Genomic DNA, 24,289 nt, shown 5'->3' on the forward strand with positions numbered 1-24,289 from the left:
ACGTACCATCTTCAATAGATATGAACTATATTTATACCTACTACAAGTTTAAGCTATTTACTTCAAAAAAACAAATAAAATTGAAACTTGAATCAAATATTTAACAAAACTGTTAATATTGAAGAAATAAATCTATTTTTTCAACTCACATTATCCCCTCTTATTCCGTCACTCCAAAACCACTACCTTCTCCCGCTTCAATGCCTGTCCATCTTGCAGCCAAGTAGCGATGTAAATCCCTGCTGCCAAGTCTGCAATATCAACCTGAGTTCCATCTTCAACCCACTCTTTCAAAACGACTCGACCTTCGATGTTGGTCAGTTGGAGTTGAAGAGGTTTGGAGGTGAAGTGAGTGGGGATTTGGATTTGAAGGTGGGATTTGGTGGGGTTGGGACTCAACTGCAAACCTTCAACAACTTTTATTTCCTCAATATTGGATATAATCACCGTTGAATCACAACCCAATTCCCAACAGGTATTCCCCAAAGAGTCCATTTTCACAATCCAGCCATAAGGAATAGCATTAGGACCGATATTATGGTCTGCATGTCCTGTCATCAAATATCCTCCATCACTTGTTTTTTTGATGTCTCGTGGATATACATTGTCGGCAATGATATTGCTTGGGGTCAATTGTTTGCTCCAAAGTGTATCTCCCATGCTATTGAAACGCATCAAATAGGGGCTAAAATAGTTGTCTATATTAGAGTCACATCGCATTGCCCCTGCCAAAAATTCATCATTTCCCAAAGGCAATAAATGGAGTTTGAATGCTATGCAAGCAAGGGATAATAAGTTCATTATCTTCAATAATTTCTCCCTCTGTGTTCAAAATAGCAGTATAGTTGATAGCTTCTAAACCATGATTAGTGACAGCAAATACTAAGAAATTGCCATTGGATAACTGTATTGCTTGTGGACTTGAATCTCCATTATATACATCAATTGTTTTTTGCCATTGTATATCACCATCTTTAGTTATTTTTACTACATAAATATCCGCATTCGTAGAAGTACTCGCCCGTCCAGAGAGAATATATCCTCCATCTAAGGTTTGACTTGTAAAATAGGCATGGGATACACTGTGCATGGGATAAGTATGAAACCATTCTTGATCACCTATACTATCGACCTTAATTGCCAACATAGAACCTGTACTAGGATAGCCATCCCGACCAACTATCAAATAACCGCCATCATTGGTTTGAATTAAACGAGAAGAGAACACTATTATCTCTGTACTAATGTAACTTTTTTCCATAATACTTCTCCATCTTCCGTAAACTTCAGTAGAGAAATGGCATAATGTTCACTTGTATCGATTTCTTCTAAATAAGAAACTAAATAATGTTTGGTATTTTGTTTACTTTGAATCATTGTATTTACAGGCGGCAGAAAAGCAACATCTCCCAGTTTCTTCTCCCATTGAATATCCCCACTTCATCTAACTTCAATAAATTCAAATAAATACCTCCCCCATTTGGAATATGATTATAGTTTAATACAATAAATCCATCATCGACTTCAAAACCCGAAAGAGAATAATTAAAGCTATTTGTATTAATAATAGGTTTATTGAAGTAGTGAATTTCTTGAGCAAAAGAGAAGGATGATAGAAAAAATAAAAATATTGCTAAGGTAGTAGTTTTCATATAGATATTTTTTAGAAAATAAAAAATCTTAGACGAAAAGATAATTTCTTTCCATCTAAGATTTTGTCATAAAAAAAGTAAACAATTATTTGGTGATTATCAGCTTCTGAGTGTGCTTCACCGCATCATTTTCCTTGATAGCGACTAAATAAATGCCTATACTTAAATTGCGAACATCTAAATGAGTCGATACTTTTTTCGTGCATGAGAAAAGTCCAGTAATAAAAGTTCCTTTCCTATCTACCAGTTCCTGTTCAAAAAAACTGCTACTCCAAAACCACCACCTTCTCTCGCTTCAATGCCTGCCCATTTTGAAGCCATGTAGCGATGTAAATCCCTGCTGCCAAGTCTGCAATATCAACCTGAGTTCCATCTTCAACCCACTCTTTCAAAACGACTCGACCTTCAATGTTGGTGAGTTGGAATTGAAGAGGAGAAGCAAGAGTTGAAGGAATTGGAATTTGAAAAAATTTTAGCAGGATTCGGACTCAACTGCAAACCTTCAACAACTTTTATTTCCTCAATATTGGATATAATCACCGTTGAATCACAACCCAACTCCCAACAAGTATTCCCCAAAGAGTCCATTTTGACAATCCAACCGTAGGGAATTGCATTCTCTCCTATGCGAAAATCAGCATGCCCTGTCATCAAATAGCCTCCATCACTTGTTTTTTTGAGGTCCCGAGGATAGACATTGTCGGCAATGATATTGCTTGGTGTAAACTGTTTGGTCCAAAGTGTATCTCCCTCGCTGTTAAAGTGCATCAAATAAGGAGTGAAAAAGTTGTGTATTTCGGGATTGCAAAGCATAGCTCCTCCTAAAAACTCATCATTTCCCAAAGGCAATAAAGGAGTTTGAATCGTATGCAAACAAGGAATGATTTGACTATTTTCTTGAAGTATTGCCCCTTCTGCATCCAGAATAGCAGTATAATTAATGGCTTCTAAACCATGATTAGTAACAGCAAATACTAAATAATTCCCATTGGACAGTTGTACTGCTTGTGGACTTGAGTCTCCATCATAAATATCTATTGTTTTTTGCCATTGTATCGCACCATCTTCATGAATTTTCACCAAATAGATGTCCGCATTGGTAGAGGTACTCGCTCGTCCTGATAATATATAGCCTCCATCCAAAGTTTGACTGACAAAATAAGCTTGCGAGACGTTGTGCATGGGATAAGTATGAAACCATTCTTGATTACCTCGATTATCTACCTTGATTGCCAACATGGCACCTGTATTTACATAGCCGTCTCGACCAGCTATCAAATAACCATCGTTACTGGTTTGAATTAAACGAGAAGAAAAAATCTTCACTGATGTACTTGCATAACCTTTTTTCCACAAGATATTTCCCTCCTTTGTAAATTTTAGTAGAGAAATCACAGAGTTTTCACTTGTATCTGTTTTTTCCATGTAAGTAGCCAAAAAGTGATTAGGATTTTGCTTATCTTGAATCATCGTATTGACAGGTGGTAAAAAGGCTACCTCCCCTAATTTCTTTTGCCATTCTTGATTACCCAATTCATCTAGTTTTAATAAATTCAAATTTATACCTCCAAAAAGTAAGTCCTCATAGTTCAAAACCACAAAACCATCATCTACCTCAAAACTCGTCAAGGAAAAATTAAAGCTGTTGGGGTCTGTTATGGCTTTGTTGAAATAATGTACTTCTTGGGCGATGGAGAAATGGGAAATGAAAAATAAATAAACAAAGAATAAATATATTTTTTTCATGGAAAGATACTTTTGTGTTTGCTTATAAAAAGACAAAAAATCATAGATGAAGAGTAAATGCCTTTCATCTATGATTCTTGAAAAAACTATAAAATAGATTTACTTCGTAATCATCAATTTATCAATGTACGTTATCGCATTATTTTCTTTTACTGCGACCAAATACATGCCTTCTTCTAAATTGCGGACATCCAATTGGATAGACGCTTCTTGTATGTTTTTTTCAATGATTACTTGGCCTGTAATATCCATTAGCACCACTTGTTTACTCGCTTTAGTAATAAAGAAATCTGTTTGCAATACAATCTTTACGTAATTGTCACTTGGATTGGGGATTATCTGGAAGATGGCTGACAATTCTTCTATTGCTCGTTTGGAGGTATGACTGGAAGGAATTGGCGTAGAATAACGAATATACTCGTCATCATAATAATATGCGAGTACGCTTTCTGCCATTGTAGCTATAGCGACATCACTGTGTGCAGCGTAATTGCGAATTGTTTGTTCTTCTGTAGTTGTAGGTTGTTGTCCAATAGGAGTATTCAGGACAATGGTATAAACATCCACAAAAGCGAGATTGGCAACAGTTGTAATTGGAATTTGTTGAAGTTTTTGAGTCGCATTCGTCAAATCTTGCAAATACCAATAATTGCCTACCAATAATTTGTCTGCCCAAACCTCATTGACTGCCTCTAATTTTGTATTCGCTCCATGTAAATCATTGTTTGCTAAGGAAGATTGTATATCTGTAATAATTGGGTCAATGGGTTTTACACTTCCAGAGCTTTTACCTCCAGTTTTGTTACATCCCGATTCGCTATTAGAATCATTTTCATCACATGAAAACTGCTTAACAGCTGCAGCGTCTGCTTGAGCAAGAGTATAGCCAATAGGATCGTACTCTATGTAAAAAAACGCCTCATCAGAATCATTAATAATGTTGTCAACTACATTTGCTCCAGTACTCCATGTTCCCCAAAAACCATATTTTTCATTGGGAATTCCAATAACTATGTCAGAAATACAAGTGCCTTGCTGCCTCAATCTATCAATAGATGGAGTATTGGCTAAATACCAGTCAATGGAAGCTCCTACATAATCATTGCATTGCAAAATCAACCCCCAATTATTTCTTTCAAACTCAGTTGCTGCTGCAAAAGGACCATCAAAATCATTATCAGATACCCAGCCGCTTGCATCTGTTGTTCCTTCTAAAAATTCATTTTGTACAAATACTGCTCCCTTTGTTTCATTGCTAAAAGAGGTATTAAATGTATTGTCTCTAACATTAATACCATCTGAAAAATAGGTCAAAAGACCATAGGCATCACTTGTTGCCGTTCCATTGGGTATATTAAAAACATTATCAATAACACTTGGCATAGCAGTCGTATTTAATACGATTCCGTGTTGGACATCCGTGAAGGTATTGCTTTGTATAAAAGTTGGGAGTGTGACCAAGAAATTGAAGATTTCGATACCAGAAGAAAAATTGGTAAAAGTATTGGGTACGCCTGTAAAGCCAATGTAAGCGGGCGTATTCATTACTAAAATAGCCTTTGTGATTCCTAAATCTTCTCCACTACTATCATCTACAATGAAGTTATTATTAGATACGGTTAGATTTCCACATTGATACCCTACGACTTGCCGATAATCATTATAAAGAGGGTGGGGTACAGGTCTATTAATAACAAAATGACTATCTTGAATATAACTTAATTGAGTGCCAAATTGATATGTTAAACTAATGCTTATTCTATTGTTGATAAAACGGTTATCTCCGAGTGTCGCTATTATTCCTCCAATAGCATGAATACCGTTGTGTGAACTTTCTATTTGGCTATTGGCTATTGTAACCACACCATGATACGAACTTCCGTTGTTAGTAAAATCAGATGGATGGTCTTTGGTGGCATCTCCTTCAACTTTTATGCCCCACCAGTAATCATCTTCCAAACAACTGTTGTTCAAAAGAGCATTGTTGATAATCAATCGACCTCCTTCTTCCACTATGATTCCTGCATCATGACCTACAAATGAAATAATAACATCTTCTGTAGAAGTTCCTGTAATTTCGAGAGTAGCATTAGCGGGAACTGTTACAGTTCCAAATACATGACGGTTTTCATTCCATGTAGTAGTGCCTATTGGAATTTGTATATCGTCAAACCAGTTTACTGGGGCAACTGGATTTTGTACTTTCATAAGTGCTAATCCACCGTGCATTTTTATCGTCTTTTTCATCTTATCTGCCTGCCCATTGGTAAATTCAGACATACAACTGGGAATAGTATAGCCCATATAGTTGTTTGTTGGAGGAGTAAACTGATTTCCATTTGCATCCAATGGAAATAGTTCATTTACTGGGTCAGCATAGTTCTCAAAACAAGGTTTCTTCTTTTTTAAACTCATCGAGAATGTACATAAATCTTGTGGATTTCCGCAATTTGGGTAGCTAGGTTGTCCATTCTCATCCAGAATCAGTGTATTAAGGCTTGTTCCTCCATCCCAAACACAGGTTTGGAAATCAGTATAAAAAGATATACCTGGATCGGCAGGAGTATCTGATACAAAGTCTCCACAATATGCAGCATTACTTCCATCAACCAATTCTGGACAGGAATAAGGGTCATATCCACATGCTCCTCTGAAAGTATGGTGTAAGCCTAAACAGTGACCCATCTCATGCGTTAATGCACCACTCAATGCTATATCAATACCTGGAGGCCAATACGGTTTACAATTGGTGTCAAAATCACAATTATCACTAATGCCTCCTATTGCAATAAATGAAAAGAAAGGGGCTTCCCCAGGATTGCCATCATTGTATTCACTTGGTGTATCTGCAAGCCCTCCTTCATAAGTTTCATCGTTTACACTATCTTCACCAGAATAAACATATATATCAATCCCATCTTGATGGTAATTTGTGCCAATAATGCTAAAAACTTGTGCGCCAAATTTATTAACATTTTCAAAAGAATAAAAAATATCATTATCTATATAATCCATACATTCTAGTTGAAATGCTATATTATGAGGCGCAAAATCTTGGCGAAGAATTTCTAACATTTGGTATACATCTTCAATTGTACGTCCTCCTGTACCATCACTTTTTCTAATTACGTGAAAGTATATTCTAATATAATCAATTGATTGAGATTTAGTAACAGCTACTCCACTATTTTCCAAATATTGAATATAATCAGGTTCATTTTTAGTGAGACAAAAATCATATTGAGGATATACTGTAAGCGATGAAGCCAATAAAAGTAAAATAATTATTACCTTATTTAGGTGATGCGTGATGCGTGATGCGTGATGCGTGATGCGTGAACTTGTTTAAAATTTCTTATTACAGTAAAAAATTAGTGGTTAGAAAATAAAATAAATAGCACTATTATCAAGAATATTTTGTGCTAAAAAAATATTTGTTAGTTCAGTTTTTAATTAAAAAACACGAAATATATTTATACCTACTACAAGTTTAAGCTATTTACTTCAAAAAAACAAATAAGATTGAAAATTCATCATTATATTTAACAATAAGAAAACATTGATTACTATTTCATGACATTATTTTTATTATACCCTTGAAGCCCATTTTAATACGAATCCTTCCTTTCTTATTCACCAAGGAATAATTCACCCCTACCAACAACAGCCTTTTCACATACATTCCCATAATCCACATTTTTGTTTAATTTTGCGTCTTATGCCATTCACTATGGCATTTTCTGTATAGAATCAACAAAGTAGAAGAACAGAAATGAAAGTCTCTTACAACTGGATAAAGGATTATTTAGATATAGATATGCCCGTTGAAAAAGTGGGCGAAATATTGACAGACACAGGCTTAGAGGTCGAAGGAATCGAAAAAATACAATCCATTGAAGGTGGATTGGAAGGATTGGTCGTAGGTTTGGTCAAAACTGCTGAAAAGCATCCCGATGCGGACAAGCTCAAAGTTACAAGGGTAGATATAGGCAATGGCGAAGAATTGCATATCGTTTGTGGTGCGCCGAACGTAGCAGCAGGACAAAAAGTGATTGTGGCGACTGTTGGAACTACCTTGTACCCAACCAATGGCGAACCTTTTACCATCAAAAAAGGTAAGATTCGGGGGGAGGTGTCTATGGGGATGATTTGTGCGGAAGACGAAATCGGTATTGGAACAGACCATGATGGCATTGTGGTTTTAGCGGAAGATACACCTATCGGCAAAGCGGTCAAGGAAGTCTATGACATGGAGGACGATTATATGATTGAAATCGGCTTGACTCCCAACCGTTCAGATGCGATTAGTCATGTTGGAGTAGCCAAAGATTTAGCGGCAGCATTGAAGGTGCATCACGGTTTTGAAGGAGAAGTAAGCGTTCCAGATGTGAGTGCTTTTTCGGTTGATAACCACGATTTGCAAATTCCAGTGACGGTTGAAGACACAGAAGCTTGTCCTCGCTATTCGGGTGTGAGTATCAAAGGTGTGACCATCAAAGAGTCTCCCGAATGGCTGCAAAACCGACTGAAAGCCATTGGATTGCGTCCGATTAGCAATATTGTCGACATTACCAATTTTGTCTTGCACGAATTGGGGCAACCTCTACACGCTTTTGATGCGGATGAAATCAAAGGCGGAAAAGTGGTGGTCAAAACCTTGCCGCAAGACAGCCTTTTTGTGAGCTTGGATGAGCAGGAACGCAAGCTGCATGAAGAGGATTTGATGATTTGTAACGCTAATTCTGAGGGAATGTGTATTGCAGGGGTTTTTGGAGGAATTCACTCAGGCGTAAGCGACAAAACGACCAATATTTTCTTGGAAAGTGCTTGCTTTCATCCGATTCGCACCCGCCGAACAGCAACTCGTCACAATTTGCGGACAGATGCCGCACAGCGTTTTGAGAAAGGCGTGGATCCCAACAATACGGTCTATGCTTTAAAGCGAGCGGCATTGTTAATCAAGGAATTGGCAGGGGGCGAAATTGCTTCTGAAATTGTGGATATTTACCCTACAAAAGTGAAACTTGCGGAAATTGTGTTGACCTACCGCAATTTGAACCGATTGGTGGGCATGGAAATTCCCCGACCTACGGTGAAGCAGATATTGGCGGCATTGGAGATTGAAGTGGTTGCAGAAACGGACGAAGCCTTGACTGTGAAAGTGGGAACAAATCGAGCAGATGTTTTGCGGGAAGCGGATGTTATTGAAGAAGTATTACGCATTTATGGCTTCAACAATGTGCCGATTCCTGCGACTTTGAATTACAGTTTGATATTCAGTGAAGGGATTAGACCTGATGAAATCCGCAATTTAGTGTCGGATTATTTGGCGAGTGCGGGCTTCAATGAAATGATGGGGACTTCGATTACCGATTCCAACTATTACGATTCGGAAGAGAAGGGCATGGTGCGCTTGATGAACAGCCTCAATGCGAGCATGGATGTGATGCGAAAAAATATGTTGTTTTCGGGCTTAGAAGCCATTCGCAACAACCAAAACTATCAAAACGAACACCTCCGATTGTTTGAGTTCGGAAAAACCTATTGTACCTATTCAAGAGACGACCAGAATCACTACCTTGAAGGAGACCATTTGACGATTTTCATCACGGGTGAAACGATTGAAGAAAATTGGCGAACGGCCAAAACAAAAAGCTCTTTTTTCGATTTAAAAGGATTGGTCAACAATCTTTTGGCTCGATTGGGCATTACCCGTTTCCAAACACAATACATTGAGTCGGACTCTATGGGGTATGGACTTCAATACAAACAGGGCAAACGGGACTTGGTGGATTTTGGAATGGTGCATCCTAAGACTGCTAAGAAACTAGGGGTGAAAGGAGAAGTGTTTTATGCGGACTTCAATTGGAACAACGTTTTTGAAGCCCTGAAAGGAAATAAACTCTACATCAAAAACCTACCAAAATATCCGAGCAGTCGCCGTGATTTGGCTTTGTTGATTGACAAAGAGGTGCAATTTGGTCAAATTGAGCAGATTGCCTTGAAAACAGGTAAGAACCTATTGAGTTCTGTCGGTTTGTTCGACATCTATGCGGATGAAGCCAAATTGGGTGTAGGCAAAAAATCGTATGCGGTGAGCTTTGTGTTTCAAGATGAACAAAAGACGTTAACGGACAAGGATGTTGAAAAAATCATGCAAAAGTTGATTCAACAGTATGAGCGTCAATTGGGGGCAAGTTTGAGGTAGGGGTTGGAAATGGGTAATATAGAAAACCGAAATTTTAGAAATTTCGGTTTTCTTCCATTGCTCACTCCAAAACCACTACCTTCTCCCGCTTCAATGCCTGTCCATCTTGCAGCCAAGTAGCGATGTAAATCCCTGCTGCCAAGTCTGCAATATCAACCTGAGTTCCATCTTCAACCCACTCTTTCAAAACGACTCGACCTTCGATGTTGGTCAGTTGGAGTTGAAGAGGTTTGGAGGTGAAGTGAGTGGGGATTTGGATTTGAAGGTGGGATTTGGTGGGGTTGGGACTCAACTGCAAACCTTCAACAACTTTTATTTCCTCAATATTGGATATAATCACCGTTGAATCACAACCCAATTCCCAACAGGTATTCCCCAAAGAGTCCATTTTCACAATCCAGCCATAAGGAATAGCATTAGGACCGATATTATGGTCTGCATGTCCTGTCATCAAATAACCTCCATCACTTGTTTTTTTGATGTCTCGTGGATATACATTGTCGGCAATGATATTGCTTGGGGTCAATTGTTTGGTCCAAAGTGTATCTCCCATGCTATTGAAACGCATCAAATAGGGGCTAAAATAGTTGTCTATATTAGAGTCACATCGCATTGCCCCTGCCAAAAATTCATCATTTCCCAAAGGCAATAAAGGAGTTTGAATGCTATGCAAGCAAGGGATAATAAGTTCATTATCTTCAATAATTTCTCCCTCTGTGTTCAAAATAGCAGTATAGTTGATAGCTTCTAAACCATGATTAGTGACAGCAAATACTAAGAAATTGCCATTGGATAACTGTATTGCTTGTGGACTTGAATCTCCATTATATACATCAATTGTTTTTTGCCATTGTATATCACCATCTTTAGTTATTTTTACTACATAAATATCCGCATTCGTAGAAGTACTCGCCCGTCCAGAGAGAATATATCCTCCATCTAAGGTTTGACTTGTAAAATAGGCATGGGATACACTGTGCATGGGATAAGTATGAAACCATTCTTGATCACCTATACTATCGACCTTAATTGCCAACATAGAACCTGTACTAGGATAGCCATCACGACCAACTATCAAATAACCGCCATCATTGGTTTGAATTAAACGAGAAGAGAACACTATTATCTCTGTACTAATGTAACTTTTTTCCATAATACTTCTCCATCTTCCGTAAACTTCAGTAGAGAAATGGCATAATGTTCACTTGTATCGATTTCTTCTAAATAAGAAACTAAATAATGTTTGGTATTTTGTTTACTTTGAATCATTGTATTTACAGGCGGCAGAAAAGCAACATCTCCCAGTTTCTTCTCCCATTGAATATCCCCACTTCATCTAACTTCAATAAATTCAAATAAATACCTCCCCATTTGGAATATGATTATAGTTTAATACAATAAATCCATCATCGACTTCAAAACCCGAAAGAGAATAATTAAAGCTATTTGTATTAATAATAGGTTTATTGAAGTAGTGAATTTCTTGAGCAAAAGAGAAGGATGATAGAAAAAATAAAAATATTATTAAGATGACATTTTTCATATGCATATATTTTTAGGTACTAAAAAATCTTAGACGAAAAGATAATTTCTTTCCATCTAAGATTTTGTCATAAAAAAAGTAAACAATTATTTGGTGATTATCAGCTTCTGAGTGTGCTTCACCGCATCATTTTCCTTGATAGCGACTAAATAAATGCCTATACTTAAATTGCGAACATCTAAATGAGTCGATACTTTTTTTCGTGCATGAGAAAAGTCCAGTAATAAAAGTTCCTTTCCTATCTACCAGTTCCTGTTCAAAAAAACTGCTACTCCAAAACCACCACCTTCTCTCGCTTCAATGCCTGTCCCTCTTGAAGCCATGTAGCGATGTAAATCCCTGCTGCCAAGTCTGCAATATCAACCTGAGTTCCATCTTCAACCCACTCTTTCAAAACGACTCGACCTTCAATGTTGGTGAGTTGGAATTGGAGGAGAAGCAAGAGTTGAAGGAATCTGGAATTTCAAAAAATCTTTAGCAGGATTCGGACTCAACTGCAAACCTTCAACAACTTTTATTTCCTCAATATTGGATATAATCACCGTTGAATCACAACCCAACTCCCAACAAGTATTCCCCAAAGAGTCCATTTTGACAATCCAACCGTAGGGAATTGCATTCTCTCCTATGCGAAAATCAGCATGCCCTGTCATCAAATAGCCTCCATCACTTGTTTTTTTGAGCCCCGAGGATAGACATTGTCGGCAATGATATTGCTTGGTGTAAACTGTTTGGTCCAAAGTGTATCTCCCTCGCTGTTAAAGTGCATCAAATAAGGAGTGAAAAAGTTGTGTATTTCGGGATTGCAAAGCATAGCTCCTCCTAAAAACTCATCATTTCCCAAAGGCAATAAAGGAGTTTGAATCGTATGCAAACAAGGAATGATTTGACTATTTTCTTGAAGTATTGCCCCTTCTGCATCCAGAATAGCAGTATAATTAATGGCTTCTAAACCATGATTAGTAACAGCAAATACTAAATAATTCCCATTGGACAGTTGTACTGCTTGTGGACTTGAGTCTCCATCATAAATATCTATTGTTTTTTGCCATTGTATCGCACCATCTTCATGAATTTTCACCAAATAGATGTCCGCATTGGTAGAGGTACTCGCTCGTCCTGATAATATATAGCCTCCATCCAAAGTTTGACTGACAAAATAAGCTTGCGAGACGTTGTGCATGGGATAAGTATGAAACCATTCTTGATTACCTCGATTATCTACCTTGATTGCCAACATTAAGACCTGTATTTACATAGCCGTCTCGACCAGCTATCAAATAACCATCGTTACTGGTTTGAATTAAACGAGAAGAAAAAATCTTCACTGATGTACTTGCATAACCTTTTTTCCACAAGATATTTCCCTCCTTTGTAAATTTTAGTAGAGAAATCACAGAGTTTTCACTTGTATCTGTTTTTTCCATGTAAGTAGCCAAAAAGTGATTAGGATTTTGCTTATCTTGAATCATCGTATTGACAGGTGGTAAAAAGGCTACCTCCCTAATTTCTTTTGCCATTCTTGATTACCCAATTCATCTAGTTTTAATAAATTCAAATTTATACCTCCAAAAAGTAAGTCCTCATAGTTCAAAACCACAAAACCATCATCTACCTCAAAACTCGTCAAGGAAAAATTAAAGCTGTTGGGGTCTGTTATGGCTTTGTTGAAATAATGTACTTCTTGGGCGATGGAGAAATGGGAAATGAAAAATAAATAAACAAAGAATAAATATATTTTTTTCATGGAAAGATACTTTTGTGTTTGCTTATAAAAAGACAAAAAATCATAGATGAAGAGTAAATGCCTTTCATCTATGATTCTTGAAAAAACTATAAAATAGATTTACTTCGTAATCATCAATTTATCAATGTACGTTATCGCATTATTTTCTTTTACTGCGACCAAATACATGCCTTCTTCTAAATTGCGGACATCCAATTGGATAGACGCTTCTTGTATGTTTTTTTCAATGATTACTTGGCCTGTAATATCCATTAGCACCACTTGTTTACTCGCTTTAGTAATAAAGAAATCTGTTTGCAATACAATCTTTACGTAATTGTCACTTGGATTGGGGATTATCTGGAAGATGGCTGACAATTCTTCTATTGCTCGTTTGGAGGTATGACTGGAAGGAATTGGCGTAGAATAACGAATATACTCGTCATCATAATAATATGCGAGTACGCTTTCTGCCATTGTAGCTATAGCGACATCACTGTGTGCAGCGTAATTGCGAATTGTTTGTTCTTCTGTAGTTGTAGGTTGTTGTCCAATAGGAGTATTCAGGACAATGGTATAAACATCCACAAAAGCGAGATTGGCAACAGTTGTAATTGGAATTTGTTGAAGTTTTTGAGTCGCATTCGTCAAATCTTGCAAATACCAATAATTGCCTACCAATAATTTGTCTGCCCAAACCTCATTGACTGCCTCTAATTTTGTATTCGCTCCATGTAAATCATTGTTTGCTAAGGAAGATTGTATATCTGTAATAATTGGGTCAATGGGTTTTACACTTCCAGAGCTTTTACCTCCAGTTTTGTTACATCCCGATTCGCTATTAGAATCATTTTCATCACATGAAAACTGCTTAACAGTTGCAGCGTCTGCTTGAGCAAGAGTATAGCCAATAGGATCGTACTCTATGTAAAAAAACGCCTCATCAGAATCATTAATAATGTTGTCAACTACATTTGCTCCAGTACTCCATGTTCCCCAAAAACCATATTTTTCATTGGGAATTCAATAACTATGTCAGAAATACAAGTGCCTTGCTGCCTCAATCTATCAATAGATGGAGTATTGGCTAAATACCAGTCAATGGAAGCTCCTACATAATCATTGCATTGCAAAATCAACCCCCAATTATTTCTTTCAAACTCAGTTGCTGCTGCAAAAGGACCATCAAAATCATTATCAGATACCCAGCCGCTTGCATCTGTTGTTCCTTCTAAAAATTCATTTTGTACAAATACTGCTCCCTTTGTTTCATTGCTAAAAGAGGTATTAAATGTATTGTCTCTAACATTAATACCATCTGAAAAATAGGTCAAAAGACCATAGGCATCACTTGTTGCCGTTCCATTGGGTATATTAAAAACATTATCAATAACACTTGGCATAGCAGTCGTATTTAATACGATTCCGTGTTGGACATCCGTGAAGGTATTGCTTTGTATAAAAGTTGGGAGTGTGACCAAGAAATTGAAGATTTCGATACCAGAAGAAAAATTGGTAAAAGTATTGGGTACGCCTGTAAAGCCAATGTAAGCGGGCGTATTCATTACTAAAATAGCCTTTGTGATTCCTAAATCTTCTCCACTACTATCATCTACAATGAAGTTATTATTAGATACGGTTAGATTTCCACATTGATACCCTACGACTTGCCGATAATCATTATAAAGAGGGTGGGGTACAGGTCTATTAATAACAAAATGACTATCTTGAATATAACTTAATTGAGTGCCAAATTGATATGTTAAACTAATGCTTATTCTATTGTTGATAAAACGGTTATCTCCGAGTGTCGCTATTATTCCTCCAATAGCATGAATACCGTTGTGTGAACTTTCTATTTGGCTATTGGCTATTGTAACCACACCATGATACGAACTTCCGTTGTTAGTAAAATCAGATGGATGGTCTTTGGTGGCATCTCCTTCAACTTTTATGCCCCACCAGTAATCATCTTCCAAACAACTGTTGTTCAAAAGAGCATTGTTGATAATCAATCGACCTCCTTCTTCCACTATGATTCCTGCATCATGACCTACAAATGAAATAATAACATCTTGTAGAAGTTCCTGTAATTTCGAGAGAGTAGCATTAGCGGGAACTGTTACAGTTCCAAATACATGACGGTTTTCATTCCATGTAGTAGTGCCTATTGGAATTTGTATATCGTCAAACCAGTTTACTGGGGCAACTGGATTTTGTACTTTCATAAGTGCTAATCCACCGTGCATTTTTATCGTCTTTTTCATCTTATCTGCCTGCCCATTGGTAAATTCAGACATACAACTGGGAATAGTATAGCCCATATAGTTGTTTGTTGGAGGAGTAAACTGATTTCCATTTGCATCCAATGGAAATAGTTCATTTACTGGGTCAGCATAGTTCTCAAAACAAGGTTTCTTCTTTTTTAAACTCATCGAGAATGTACATAAATCTTGTGGATTTCCGCAATTTGGGTAGCAGGTTGTCCATTCTCATCCAGAATCAGTGTATTAAGGCTTGTTCCTCCATCCCAAACACAGGTTTGGAAATCAGTATAAAAAGATATACCTGGATCGGCAGGAGTATCTGATACAAAGTCTCCACAATATGCAGCATTACTTCCATCAACCAATTCTGACAGGAATAAGGGTCATATCCACATGCTCCTCTGAAAGTATGGTGTAAGCCTAAACAGTGACCCATCTCATGCGTTAATGCACCACTCAATGCTATATCAATACCTGGAGGCCAATACGGTTTACAATTGGTGTCAAAATCACAATTATCACTAATGCCTCCTATTGCAATAAATGAAAAGAAAGGGGCTTCCCTAGGATTGCCATCATTGTATTCACTTGGTGTATCTGCAAGCCCTCCTTCATAAGTTTCATCGTTTACACTATCTTCACCAGAATAAACATATATATCAATCCCATCTTGATGGTAATTTGTGCCAATAATGCTAAAAACTTGTGCGCCAAATTTATTAACATTTTCAAAAGAATAAAAAATATCATTATCTATATAATCCATACATTCTAGTTGAAATGCTATATTATGAGGCGCAAAATCTTGGCGAAGAATTTCTAACATTTGGTATACATCTTCAATTGTACGTCCTCCTGTACCATCACTTTTTCTAATTACGTGAAAGTATATTCTAATATAATCAATTGATTGAGATTTAGTAACAGCTACTCCACTATTTTCCAAATATTGAATATAATCAGGTTCATTTTTAGTGAGACAAAAATCATATTGAGGATATACTGTAAGCGATGAAGCCAATAAAAGTAAAATAATTATTACCTTATTTAGGTGATGCGGGATGCGGGATGCGGGATGCGGGATGCGGGATGCGGGATGCGGATGCGGGATGCGGGATGCGGGATGCGGGATGCGGGATGCGGGATGCGGGATGCGGGATGCGGGATGCGGGATGCGGGATGCGGGATGCGGGATGCGGGAATTTGTTTAAAATTTCTCATTTTGAATAAAAATTTAGTGGTTAAAAAATAAAATAAGTAAAAATATTCATTCAAATATTTTTATATAAAAATGAATAAAATAGCAGAAAAGTCAATTAAGGTGTAAAAACAAAAATTATATCTACTACAAGTTTAAGCTATTTACTTCAAAAAAACAAATAAAATTGGTAGATAATCTCAATATTTAACAATAATGAATGTTCCTTTCCATCTATCAGTTCCTGTTCAAAAACTCTACTCCAAAACCACCACCTTCTCCCGCTTCAACGCCTGTCCATTTTGCAGCCAAGTAGCGATGTAAATCCCTGCTGCCAAGTCTGCAATGTCCAAGCGTGTTCCATCTTCTATCCATTCCTTCAAAACTACTCGCCCTTCGATGTTGGTGAGTTGGATTTGAAGGGGTTTGGAGGTGTAAAAGATAAAAATGAGTACTAAATCATTTAATTGAAGACAAACTTGCCAAGAAAGTAAAAACGTTTGGTGGGAGTCCTTGCACCAAGAAAGTTAGAAACACCATCACTTCTTTCATATCTTACCTCCAAGCCAAAACGCTTCAAACCTGATATGCCCAACGAAAAAATATAACCTGTCTCACGCTTGTTCGCATTGCGTAAAAAATCTGTATCACGCAGTATTGCAGGAGGGTTATATACTATGTCTTGTACCAAATATTTATCCTCAGATGTTTTAATTGTCAGTGCATTAACCATTCCTACACCAATAAAAACTGGAGTATTTCCAATTCTGTATTTTAATAAATTGTTAATTCGTAATTGACTCTGTGCGACACTTACTTCTCCTACTCTATGGAAAAGAGGTTGGTATTCATTTTTAGTCTTGTCTTCATAAGTGCCTCCAAATGAATAATTTGACAAAACCAAGTCAGTGTAAAAAGACCATTTTCCACGATTCATAGGTAAAAAAGCTTCGAAGAAAAGTCCAAAAGTTATGTTATAAGACGGGGAAAATTCAAGAGTATCTAAGGCTTTGTACTTTACTTTTGGAGTCTGCAAATCCATATCAGTTCTACTGCTTCCACCTAAAATTCCAATAGAAATAGGTATTTTAGTATTCTCCTTTTCAAAAACTATTTCACTATCAACACATTGGTAGTATTTTTTAAATAGTTTTTTCAAGCTTCCTTTTTGATAATGAATATCTTTTAGTTTGGTTTGAATTTCAGGACAAGCCCCTAAGTAGTTAAGTAATTGATAGACATAACCGTTGAATTCTTTTACTCCTGTATCCTTTGCTCCTACATATTTTTTGTATTGAAGTAATACATATTCTCCATTTTGGTTGATATAAAAATTTGGAGCAACTTTATTGTCATCATACATATACAATTTAGCTTCCCCGTCAATCAAGATTTCCAGAAAAACATTTCTGCGTACTGTGTTTAACTCTTTTTTACTGTCTATATATTGGTTTCCGCATTGATTGTTTATATTACTTAAACCCACCCCTTACCCCTCCCAAGAGGGGAATTTCCCACTTGGTACAAGTATTCCCCTCCTTGGAGGGGCAGGGGTGGGTTGCGATTTATTCCTTTTTAATGTGAAGACCTATAATCAAGATTTCGAGAACTTTGTTCAATTTCAACTGTCGCACTTCTATACCGTGCTTCTGAAAGCCTAATTTCTATTATATCTTTGGGAGTAAAAGTAGTTGTTTTGCTATTTGGGGTTTCTCTGAATTGAATTTCTTGCGGATTCTCTTGCCAGTTTCGATAATCTACCCATCCTTCCAACAATGTCCCATTAGAAGTTGTCAGAAGAACTTCAACATAGTTTTTTTGAGCAGAGATGTTTTCAAAAGAATAAAAACAAACAAAAAACCAAAAAAGTAAAAAATATTTTCTTATCAACATAAAACAAAATATTAAAAATTATCAATACAATTAAAAAAATAATAAGTTGTATATAGCAAAGATAAGATAATACTTTTTTAGGTACAATGGAAATATTTCGATTGAACTGGAATTATTCCTCCCTTCAATAAACCCTTACATACACATCCCCACAATCCACATTTTTACGTACTTTTGTGTCTTATGCTAATTTTTAAGGAAAAATGAAACAGTTGGACAGCATTATCACCAAGATGAATACTATTTTGGGTGATTATATCGAATTAGAACAACAATACTTGCAAGTTGTAGAAGAAAGGAATATATTGAAGCGGCAACTAATAGAGCAAAAAGCTGATATAGAATTGCTAAGGGAACAGTCACAACTATTGAAGTTGGTGAAAGGGACGAATTTGACCAAAGGAGATAGTGAGGAGGTCAAAGTTTTATTGAATGATTTTATTGGTCAGATAGACAAATGTTTATCCATGTTGAATAATGAATGAGTAAACAATCATTAAATATAAAAGTAGAAATTGCAGATAAGCTTTATCGACTTCAAGTAACTCCTGAAGATGAGGCATTTGTACGCAAAGCCGCTCACTCCATCAAGCAGAAGATGAAGGAACTAAAAGGAGAATACTTATCAAGTGAAAAGCAAGATTATTTGGCAATGGTTTGCCTGTTGATTTGTGTAGATTTGTTGAAGCAGGAAAAACAGCAAACTCTGGAAAATAAACAGTTGGAAGAAAAACTACTTCAATTGGACACTATTTTGTCCGATTTTTTAAAAGAAAAAGAATAAGCCATATTTTTCATCACAAAAGTATAAATTCCCGGTATGGATATAGGACTTTTTACCATAATGGGCTTATTTATCGGCATTGTGTTAGGATTTTTTGTAGGTAAGTTTATTACAGATAAATTGGCTGCAACTAAAATAGAGAATGCTGATAATGAGGCTAAAAGATTGATTGCTGAAGCCGAACAGAAGGGTGAGGTAGCAATTAAAGATAAAGAGCTGCAGGCTGAAAAAGCTGCACAGAAGACGATTGCGGCTGCTGATGTGAAGGTGAAGCAGCAGTACAAAAAATTGGATACCGACAAGCGAGAACATTGGAAGAAGGAGAATCAGTTGAAGCAGGAAACCAATGTACTCAAGCAGAAGTCAGACAATTTGGAACAGAGGGAGCGAGATTTGAAGGCCAATCGGACAGCTTTGGAGGAAGAGTTGGAAGCTACACGCCAAAAAAAGGAGGAGCTTACAGAAACCCGCCAAAATTTGAAAAAACGGATTAGAGAGGTCGAAAAGCAGAAGGAGAAATTGAATCATGAGTATCAGAGAGAATTAGAAAAAGTGGCAAATCTGACGGTTGAAGAGGCCAAACAACAATTGATTCAAAGTACAATTGAGGAAGCAAAATCTGAGGCAATGGCGTATGTGAAGGACATCATGGATGAAGCCAAATTGAAGGCGAATCGAGAAGCCAAAAAAATTATCATCCAAACGATCCAACGTACTGCTGCTGAACACACTATCGAAAATACGGTTTCGGTGTTCAACCTCGAAAGCGACGACATCAAAGGGCAAATCATTGGTCGTGAAGGTCGCAATATTCGGGCATTGGAGGCTGCAACGGGTATCGAAATCATTGTGGACGATACGCCTGAGGCGATTGTGATTTCGGGCTACGACCCTGTTCGCCGAGAAATTGCCCGCCTTTCGCTGCAACGTTTGGTAACGGACGGACGGATTCACCCCGCAAGGATTGAAGAAGTAGTGGCGAAAACCCGCAAACAGCTCGAACAACAAATCAATGAGATTGGAGAGCGAACAATTATTGACCTCAATATTCATGGTATGCACCCTCAATTGATTAAAATTGTGGGGCGTATGCGCTTTCGTTCTTCTTACGGTCAAAACCTGCTTGAACACTCGATTGAAACGGCTCGTTTGTGTGCGGTTATGGCTGCGGAGTTGGGTTTGGGGTCTAATACTATCAAACTTGCCAAACGTGCGGGACTGCTTCACGACATTGGAAAAGTGCCACAAGAGGAAAGTGAACTTTCTCATGCGCTGCTTGGGATGGAATGGACGCATAAGTACAAAGAACACGCCGCAGTCTGCAATGCGGTAGGTGCTCACCACGATGAAATTGAAATGCAATACATCATTTCGCCGATTGTACAGGCGTGTGATGCGATTTCGGGCGCAAGACCTGGCGCAAGACGAGAGATTTTGGAGTCTTACCTCAAACGCATCAAAGACCTCGAAAACTTGGCGATGGACTTTGATGGTGTTGAAAAAGCCTATGCAATTCAAGCGGGTCGTGAACTTCGAGTTATTGTAGAAAGTGAAAAAGTGCCTGATGAAGTAGCGGAGGAGATTTCCTTCAAAATTTCTAAAAAGATTCAAGATGAGATGCAATATCCTGGTCAAATAAAAGTGACCGTTATTCGAGAAACAAGGGCAGTGACTTTTGCTCGTTAGAAAGCCTTCAATTACTTTGATAAAAGGAACTTCAATAGACAAATTATAGAATATTTGTCTATTGAAGTTCCTTTTTTTTTATTTTAATTGTCACCTAGTTCTAATATCGATGTAAAGGGCTTACTACAATGAGTATTTTTTTTCAATGATATTAATTAGCTATTTTTTATTCCTTAGAATTGAACTATACAAAGTCTACTCCCCATAACTACATAAAAAAACATACGCAAAAAACCATTGTATAAACCAATGTCAAATATTTGATTGTAGTTATTAAAAATAATAAGACTAGCGAAACAAATCGGAACAATTGTAGTAAAAGTAATTAAGTTTGATCTTTCGGAACACCTCAAAAATGAGTCTACAAGTTGATTTTTTCCTTTTCATTGGATGAATTTGAAGAAGTTAATTTAGTAATGTTCCTTAGTCACTACAACCACTAATTATTTTCTTGATACCTCTTTTTTCTTTGATTCACTTCATTCTAAACCATAAACCCAACCTTAAGCCAATATTCAACCTCTAAATGAAATAAAATCTACCATGCGATTAACTCTTCGTTTACTAATGAGTCTGTTCCTACTTATTAATACTTCCAATATAAAAGCAGATATAAAATGGATGCTTATGGGAATTGTAGTGCAAAAAGAAAACTTCCACCCACTTGAAAATATGGATGTTTGTATTGAAGTAATTGCTTCATCCGAACATATTTGTGTTACAACGCTAACCGATGGTTTTTTTCAATTCCCCTTAGAAATAGACAAGGAATATTTGGTGCAACTTATAGACCATGCGAACAATATCGTGAATACCAAAAAAATATCTACTTTTGGCAAAGAGGAATCAGGAATTATGCACTTGGTTTTGGATTATTGAAAAACACATTGACTGAACAGCAATAAGGATTGCCAATAAAATAACTTCTCGATTTGTCTGCTGACCTTCTCCACTCCCTTCCAAAAGGGTGATAGAAGGTCAGAATATCATTTTATTGACATTACCAAGACTTGCCTTTACACGATTTTTTTACCCCACATTTCATCGGATTTCTTACCTTTGTGTTCATGATAACAAATGAACAAATAGAACAAACCAAGCGTCGCCTCCACGCCTTAAGGAGGTATCTTTGACGTAGATAGACGAATCTCCGAAATTGAAGAGGATCAAGGGCAAACACTTGCACCTGATTTTTGGAACGACCCACAAAGTGCCGCTAAACTTCTCAAAAAAATAAATTCCAACAAATATTGGGTAAATCTTTACCAAAACTCTGTCAATGCTTTTGAGGATTTTGAAGTGCTTCAAGAGTTTGCAGAAATGGGTGAAGGAACCGATGCTGATGTTGAGAAACAGTTTGACAAAACATTGGAAATGATTGATGATGTAGAATTCAAATCTACGCTCAATTCCCCCGAAGACCAACTCGGAGCAGTCATGACCATCAATGCGGGAGCAGGTGGAACCGAAAGCTGTGATTGGGTATCAATGTTGATGAGAATGTATCAGATGTGGGGTGACAAAAAGGGCTTCAATCCACACATACTGGACATTAAAGACGGAGATGTGGCTGGAGTGAAATCTGTTGAAATAGAATTTAATGGAGAATTTGCCTATGGATTGATGAAAGGTGAAAATGGTGTGCATCGTCTGGTGCGTATCTCCCCCTTCGATTCGAGCGGTCGCCGACACACTTCTTTCGCCTCCGTTTTTGTGTATCCAATGGTGGATGATACCATCGAAATTGAAGTGAATCCTGCTGACATTGAGTGGGATACCTTTCGGTCGAGTGGAGCAGGCGGGCAGCATGTAAACAAGGTTGAATCAGCAGTTCGTTTGCGACACCTTCCTTCGGGTATTGTAGTTGAGTGTCAAGAACAACGATCTCAGCAAAAAAATCGTGAGAAGGCAATGCAAATGCTCAAATCCCGCCTCTACCAAGCCGAACTTGAAAAACAGAATGAAGAAAGGGCAAAAATTGAAGGTGGTAAACAAAAAATTGAATGGGGTTCGCAAGTCAGAAACTATGTGATGCACCCCTATAAACTGGTGAAGGATCTTCGCACAAATTTAGAAACGGGCAACGTTCAGGCAGTAATGGATGGTGATTTAGATGCATTCATTAAAGCCATGTTATTGCACAATGAAGAATAGTTCCTCCAATTAGAATATTGTATCTCAAATTCTAAATTGTAAGTTATGACACAGCAGGAATTAGTAGAGTTAATTCAGGAAACAAAGGATAAAAAACTTACCCATCTATCCCTATACAATAGAGGCATTGAGGAAGTTCCGTCCGAAATAGGACTATTGACCGACTTAGAGGAACTTGATTTATCTGAAAACAAATTGTCTGTTCTTCCTCCTGAAATAGCACAACTGAAAAACCTAAAAATCTTACATTTAGATTACAATGCTTTTACTGAGTTTCCACTCCATATCGAAGAGTTGGTAGAATTGAAGGATTTAGACCTCAGTAAGAATAAATTGACATACATTCCTGCTTCAATTGGAGAACTGAAAAATCTTAGAAAATTAATCCTTAGAGCAAACGAAATCAATGTCATTGCAGATGAAATACGCCAACTTCAACACCTTCACTATTTAGATTTATCCGAAAACAAGCTTACCCAACTAAGCCCGAATATCGGAAATCTGAAAAAACTGACCGATCTCAATTTGTACGACAATGATCTGGAAACCTTACCCTCTTCCATTGCCAACCTTTCTATGTTGCGGCACATCAATGTGAGTTACAATAGTCTGCAAAAATTTCCGCTTGCCTTGTGTCGCTTAGAACAACTCCTTCAATTTGATTTATCCAACAATGAAATCACCCACCTACCCGAGCAAATTGGTTTATTGACCAACCTGACTTCTTTTTACTTGCGGGAAAACAAAATCGAAAAACTGCCCAAAGAAATTGGACAACTTACTGCCATCACAAACATTGACATTGCTAATAATCAGTTAAAAACACTTCCTTCTGAAATCGTATTGCTGTATCATTTGAAGGATTTGGAATTAGACGAAAATCCCTTAGAAGAACCATTGTTGGAACTCACTCAAAAAGGGATTTATGCCATTATGTTGTATTTTTTGAAGGGAATCGTAGTACCTGAACAGCGTATCTTCAATATATCCTTATCGCTGCCCGAACATTACCGTTTGCCATTGAAGCAATATCTGGTTTATTTTGGTGAGTACATGCGTTTGGTCAAAAAGCAATCGCCTCAGTTTGAAGTCTATAACTCTCCTGAAGGCTTGTGTTTGGAACTCATTCACAATGGCGGCATGGAACTGGACGAAACACAACAAAGTCTAAGTAAATACTTGGATTTGATTCAGAAAAACAATGCACACGACGAAATCCTCTTTTCGGACAATCAAACGGAGAAGGAAAAAAGAGACATCATTCTTTTGATTCGCAATCAGTTCCGATTTTTGAGAAAAAACCTCCTCTATGCAAAAATTGAAGAGAAGGATTTTTTTCAACATCTCCATAAAATTTATAAACACCTTGTGCCGCAATCTGACCAAGCTCGCCCCAATATAGACGAAGCAACTCCAGGAGCAGCAAAGTAAT

General features: G+C 37.2%; 25 protein-coding genes. 7 read left to right on the plus strand and 18 right to left on the minus strand.

The window, feature by feature from the left end; translation table 11 throughout:
• Window positions 1-168: 168 nt before the first annotated feature.
• From R3E32_12445 to R3E32_12470, 6 genes are all read right to left on the minus strand, one after another.
• Entirely contained in the window at window positions 169-801 is a 633-nt protein-coding gene (locus R3E32_12445) for a T9SS type A sorting domain-containing protein (protein ID MEZ4885533.1), read from the minus strand.
• On the minus strand, window positions 740-1,228 hold the full coding sequence (locus R3E32_12450; GenBank protein ID MEZ4885534.1) for a hypothetical protein: 489 nt from the start codon (window positions 1,226-1,228) through the stop codon (window positions 740-742). Before R3E32_12450 ends, R3E32_12445 begins: the two co-directional genes overlap by 62 nt.
• A gap of 154 nt (window positions 1,229-1,382) precedes the next feature.
• A complete protein-coding gene (locus R3E32_12455) occupies window positions 1,383-1,652 on the minus strand; it encodes a hypothetical protein (protein MEZ4885535.1) in 270 nt (89 codons plus the stop codon).
• A 266-nt stretch (window positions 1,653-1,918) separates the two neighbouring features.
• Window positions 1,919-2,044, minus strand: coding sequence for a hypothetical protein (locus tag R3E32_12460; GenBank protein MEZ4885536.1), 126 nt, complete (start codon window positions 2,042-2,044; stop codon window positions 1,919-1,921).
• A gap of 13 nt (window positions 2,045-2,057) precedes the next feature.
• Window positions 2,058-3,398, minus strand: coding sequence for a hypothetical protein (locus R3E32_12465; protein MEZ4885537.1), 1,341 nt, complete (start codon window positions 3,396-3,398; stop codon window positions 2,058-2,060).
• Between the two features lie 99 nt (window positions 3,399-3,497).
• The gene (locus R3E32_12470) at window positions 3,498-6,413 is read right to left on the minus strand and encodes a T9SS type A sorting domain-containing protein (protein ID MEZ4885538.1); all 2,916 of its coding nucleotides are present in this window, start codon (window positions 6,411-6,413) and stop codon (window positions 3,498-3,500) included.
• A gap of 757 nt (window positions 6,414-7,170) precedes the next feature.
• On the opposite strand from R3E32_12470, the gene pheT reads away from it, so the two are divergent.
• Complete coding sequence (gene pheT, locus R3E32_12475) at window positions 7,171-9,606, plus strand: phenylalanine--tRNA ligase subunit beta (protein ID MEZ4885539.1); 2,436 nt, start codon at window positions 7,171-7,173, stop codon at window positions 9,604-9,606.
• Window positions 9,607-9,667: 61 nt separating this feature from the next.
• Here the strand turns inward: pheT and R3E32_12480 are convergent, their stop codons facing one another.
• From R3E32_12480 to R3E32_12535, 12 genes are all read right to left on the minus strand, one after another.
• Window positions 9,668-10,759, minus strand: a complete 1,092-nt coding sequence (locus tag R3E32_12480; protein MEZ4885540.1) for a T9SS type A sorting domain-containing protein — start codon at window positions 10,757-10,759, stop codon at window positions 9,668-9,670.
• A 658-nt stretch (window positions 10,760-11,417) separates the two neighbouring features.
• Window positions 11,418-11,591 carry a T9SS type A sorting domain-containing protein gene (locus tag R3E32_12485; GenBank protein ID MEZ4885541.1) on the minus strand — a complete coding sequence of 58 codons (174 nt, stop codon included), beginning with the start codon at window positions 11,589-11,591 and terminating at the stop codon, window positions 11,418-11,420.
• Entirely contained in the window at window positions 11,557-11,802 is a 246-nt protein-coding gene (locus R3E32_12490) for a hypothetical protein (protein ID MEZ4885542.1), read from the minus strand. Before R3E32_12490 ends, R3E32_12485 begins: the two co-directional genes overlap by 35 nt.
• Entirely contained in the window at window positions 11,802-12,389 is a 588-nt protein-coding gene (locus R3E32_12495; protein MEZ4885543.1) for a hypothetical protein, read from the minus strand. The genes R3E32_12490 and R3E32_12495 overlap by 1 nt, the downstream gene beginning before the upstream one ends.
• Window positions 12,367-12,669, minus strand: a complete 303-nt coding sequence (locus tag R3E32_12500) for a hypothetical protein (protein ID MEZ4885544.1) — start codon at window positions 12,667-12,669, stop codon at window positions 12,367-12,369. The genes R3E32_12495 and R3E32_12500 overlap by 23 nt, the downstream gene beginning before the upstream one ends.
• Complete coding sequence (locus R3E32_12505; protein MEZ4885545.1) at window positions 12,645-12,896, minus strand: hypothetical protein; 252 nt, start codon at window positions 12,894-12,896, stop codon at window positions 12,645-12,647. The genes R3E32_12500 and R3E32_12505 overlap by 25 nt, the downstream gene beginning before the upstream one ends.
• A 99-nt stretch (window positions 12,897-12,995) precedes the next feature.
• Entirely contained in the window at window positions 12,996-13,556 is a 561-nt protein-coding gene (locus R3E32_12510) for a T9SS type A sorting domain-containing protein (GenBank protein MEZ4885546.1), read from the minus strand.
• A gap of 287 nt (window positions 13,557-13,843) precedes the next feature.
• Window positions 13,844-15,310 (minus strand): hypothetical protein, encoded by a 1,467-nt coding sequence (locus R3E32_12515; GenBank protein ID MEZ4885547.1) that lies wholly within the window; start codon window positions 15,308-15,310, stop codon window positions 13,844-13,846.
• A gap of 67 nt (window positions 15,311-15,377) precedes the next feature.
• Window positions 15,378-16,163, minus strand: a complete 786-nt coding sequence (locus R3E32_12520; GenBank protein MEZ4885548.1) for a M43 family zinc metalloprotease — start codon at window positions 16,161-16,163, stop codon at window positions 15,378-15,380.
• Window positions 16,164-16,189: 26 nt separating this feature from the next.
• A complete protein-coding gene (locus R3E32_12525; GenBank protein ID MEZ4885549.1) occupies window positions 16,190-16,417 on the minus strand; it encodes a hypothetical protein in 228 nt (75 codons plus the stop codon).
• Window positions 16,418-16,597: 180 nt separating this feature from the next.
• Complete coding sequence (locus R3E32_12530) at window positions 16,598-16,789, minus strand: T9SS type A sorting domain-containing protein (protein ID MEZ4885550.1); 192 nt, start codon at window positions 16,787-16,789, stop codon at window positions 16,598-16,600.
• A 14-nt stretch (window positions 16,790-16,803) separates the two neighbouring features.
• The gene (locus R3E32_12535) at window positions 16,804-17,730 is read right to left on the minus strand and encodes a hypothetical protein (protein MEZ4885551.1); all 927 of its coding nucleotides are present in this window, start codon (window positions 17,728-17,730) and stop codon (window positions 16,804-16,806) included.
• Between the two features lie 706 nt (window positions 17,731-18,436).
• On the opposite strand from R3E32_12535, the gene R3E32_12540 reads away from it, so the two are divergent.
• The 6 genes from R3E32_12540 to R3E32_12565 all read left to right on the plus strand — a co-directional run bounded on the left by R3E32_12540 (window position 18,437) and on the right by R3E32_12565 (window position 24,288).
• On the plus strand, window positions 18,437-18,718 hold the full coding sequence (locus tag R3E32_12540) for a hypothetical protein (GenBank protein MEZ4885552.1): 282 nt from the start codon (window positions 18,437-18,439) through the stop codon (window positions 18,716-18,718).
• Window positions 18,715-19,017, plus strand: coding sequence for a cell division protein ZapA (locus tag R3E32_12545; GenBank protein ID MEZ4885553.1), 303 nt, complete (start codon window positions 18,715-18,717; stop codon window positions 19,015-19,017). The genes R3E32_12540 and R3E32_12545 overlap by 4 nt, the downstream gene beginning before the upstream one ends.
• A gap of 36 nt (window positions 19,018-19,053) precedes the next feature.
• Window positions 19,054-20,703 (plus strand): ribonuclease Y, encoded by a 1,650-nt coding sequence (gene rny, locus R3E32_12550; GenBank protein MEZ4885554.1) that lies wholly within the window; start codon window positions 19,054-19,056, stop codon window positions 20,701-20,703.
• A gap of 543 nt (window positions 20,704-21,246) precedes the next feature.
• Window positions 21,247-21,582, plus strand: coding sequence for a hypothetical protein (locus R3E32_12555; protein MEZ4885555.1), 336 nt, complete (start codon window positions 21,247-21,249; stop codon window positions 21,580-21,582).
• A 191-nt stretch (window positions 21,583-21,773) separates the two neighbouring features.
• Window positions 21,774-22,857 (plus strand): peptide chain release factor 2 gene (gene prfB, locus R3E32_12560; GenBank protein MEZ4885556.1). Its coding sequence is split into 2 segments (ribosomal slippage): window positions 21,774-21,833 and window positions 21,835-22,857, totalling 1,083 coding nucleotides; the frame shifts between segments, so codons are not numbered across the junction.
• A gap of 45 nt (window positions 22,858-22,902) precedes the next feature.
• Window positions 22,903-24,288, plus strand: a complete 1,386-nt coding sequence (locus tag R3E32_12565; GenBank protein ID MEZ4885557.1) for a leucine-rich repeat domain-containing protein — start codon at window positions 22,903-22,905, stop codon at window positions 24,286-24,288.
• The last annotated feature ends 1 nt before the right edge of the window (window position 24,289 follow it).

The organism is Chitinophagales bacterium, from assembly GCA_041392475.1.
GTDB lineage: Bacteria > Bacteroidota > Bacteroidia > Chitinophagales > UBA2359 > JAUHXA01.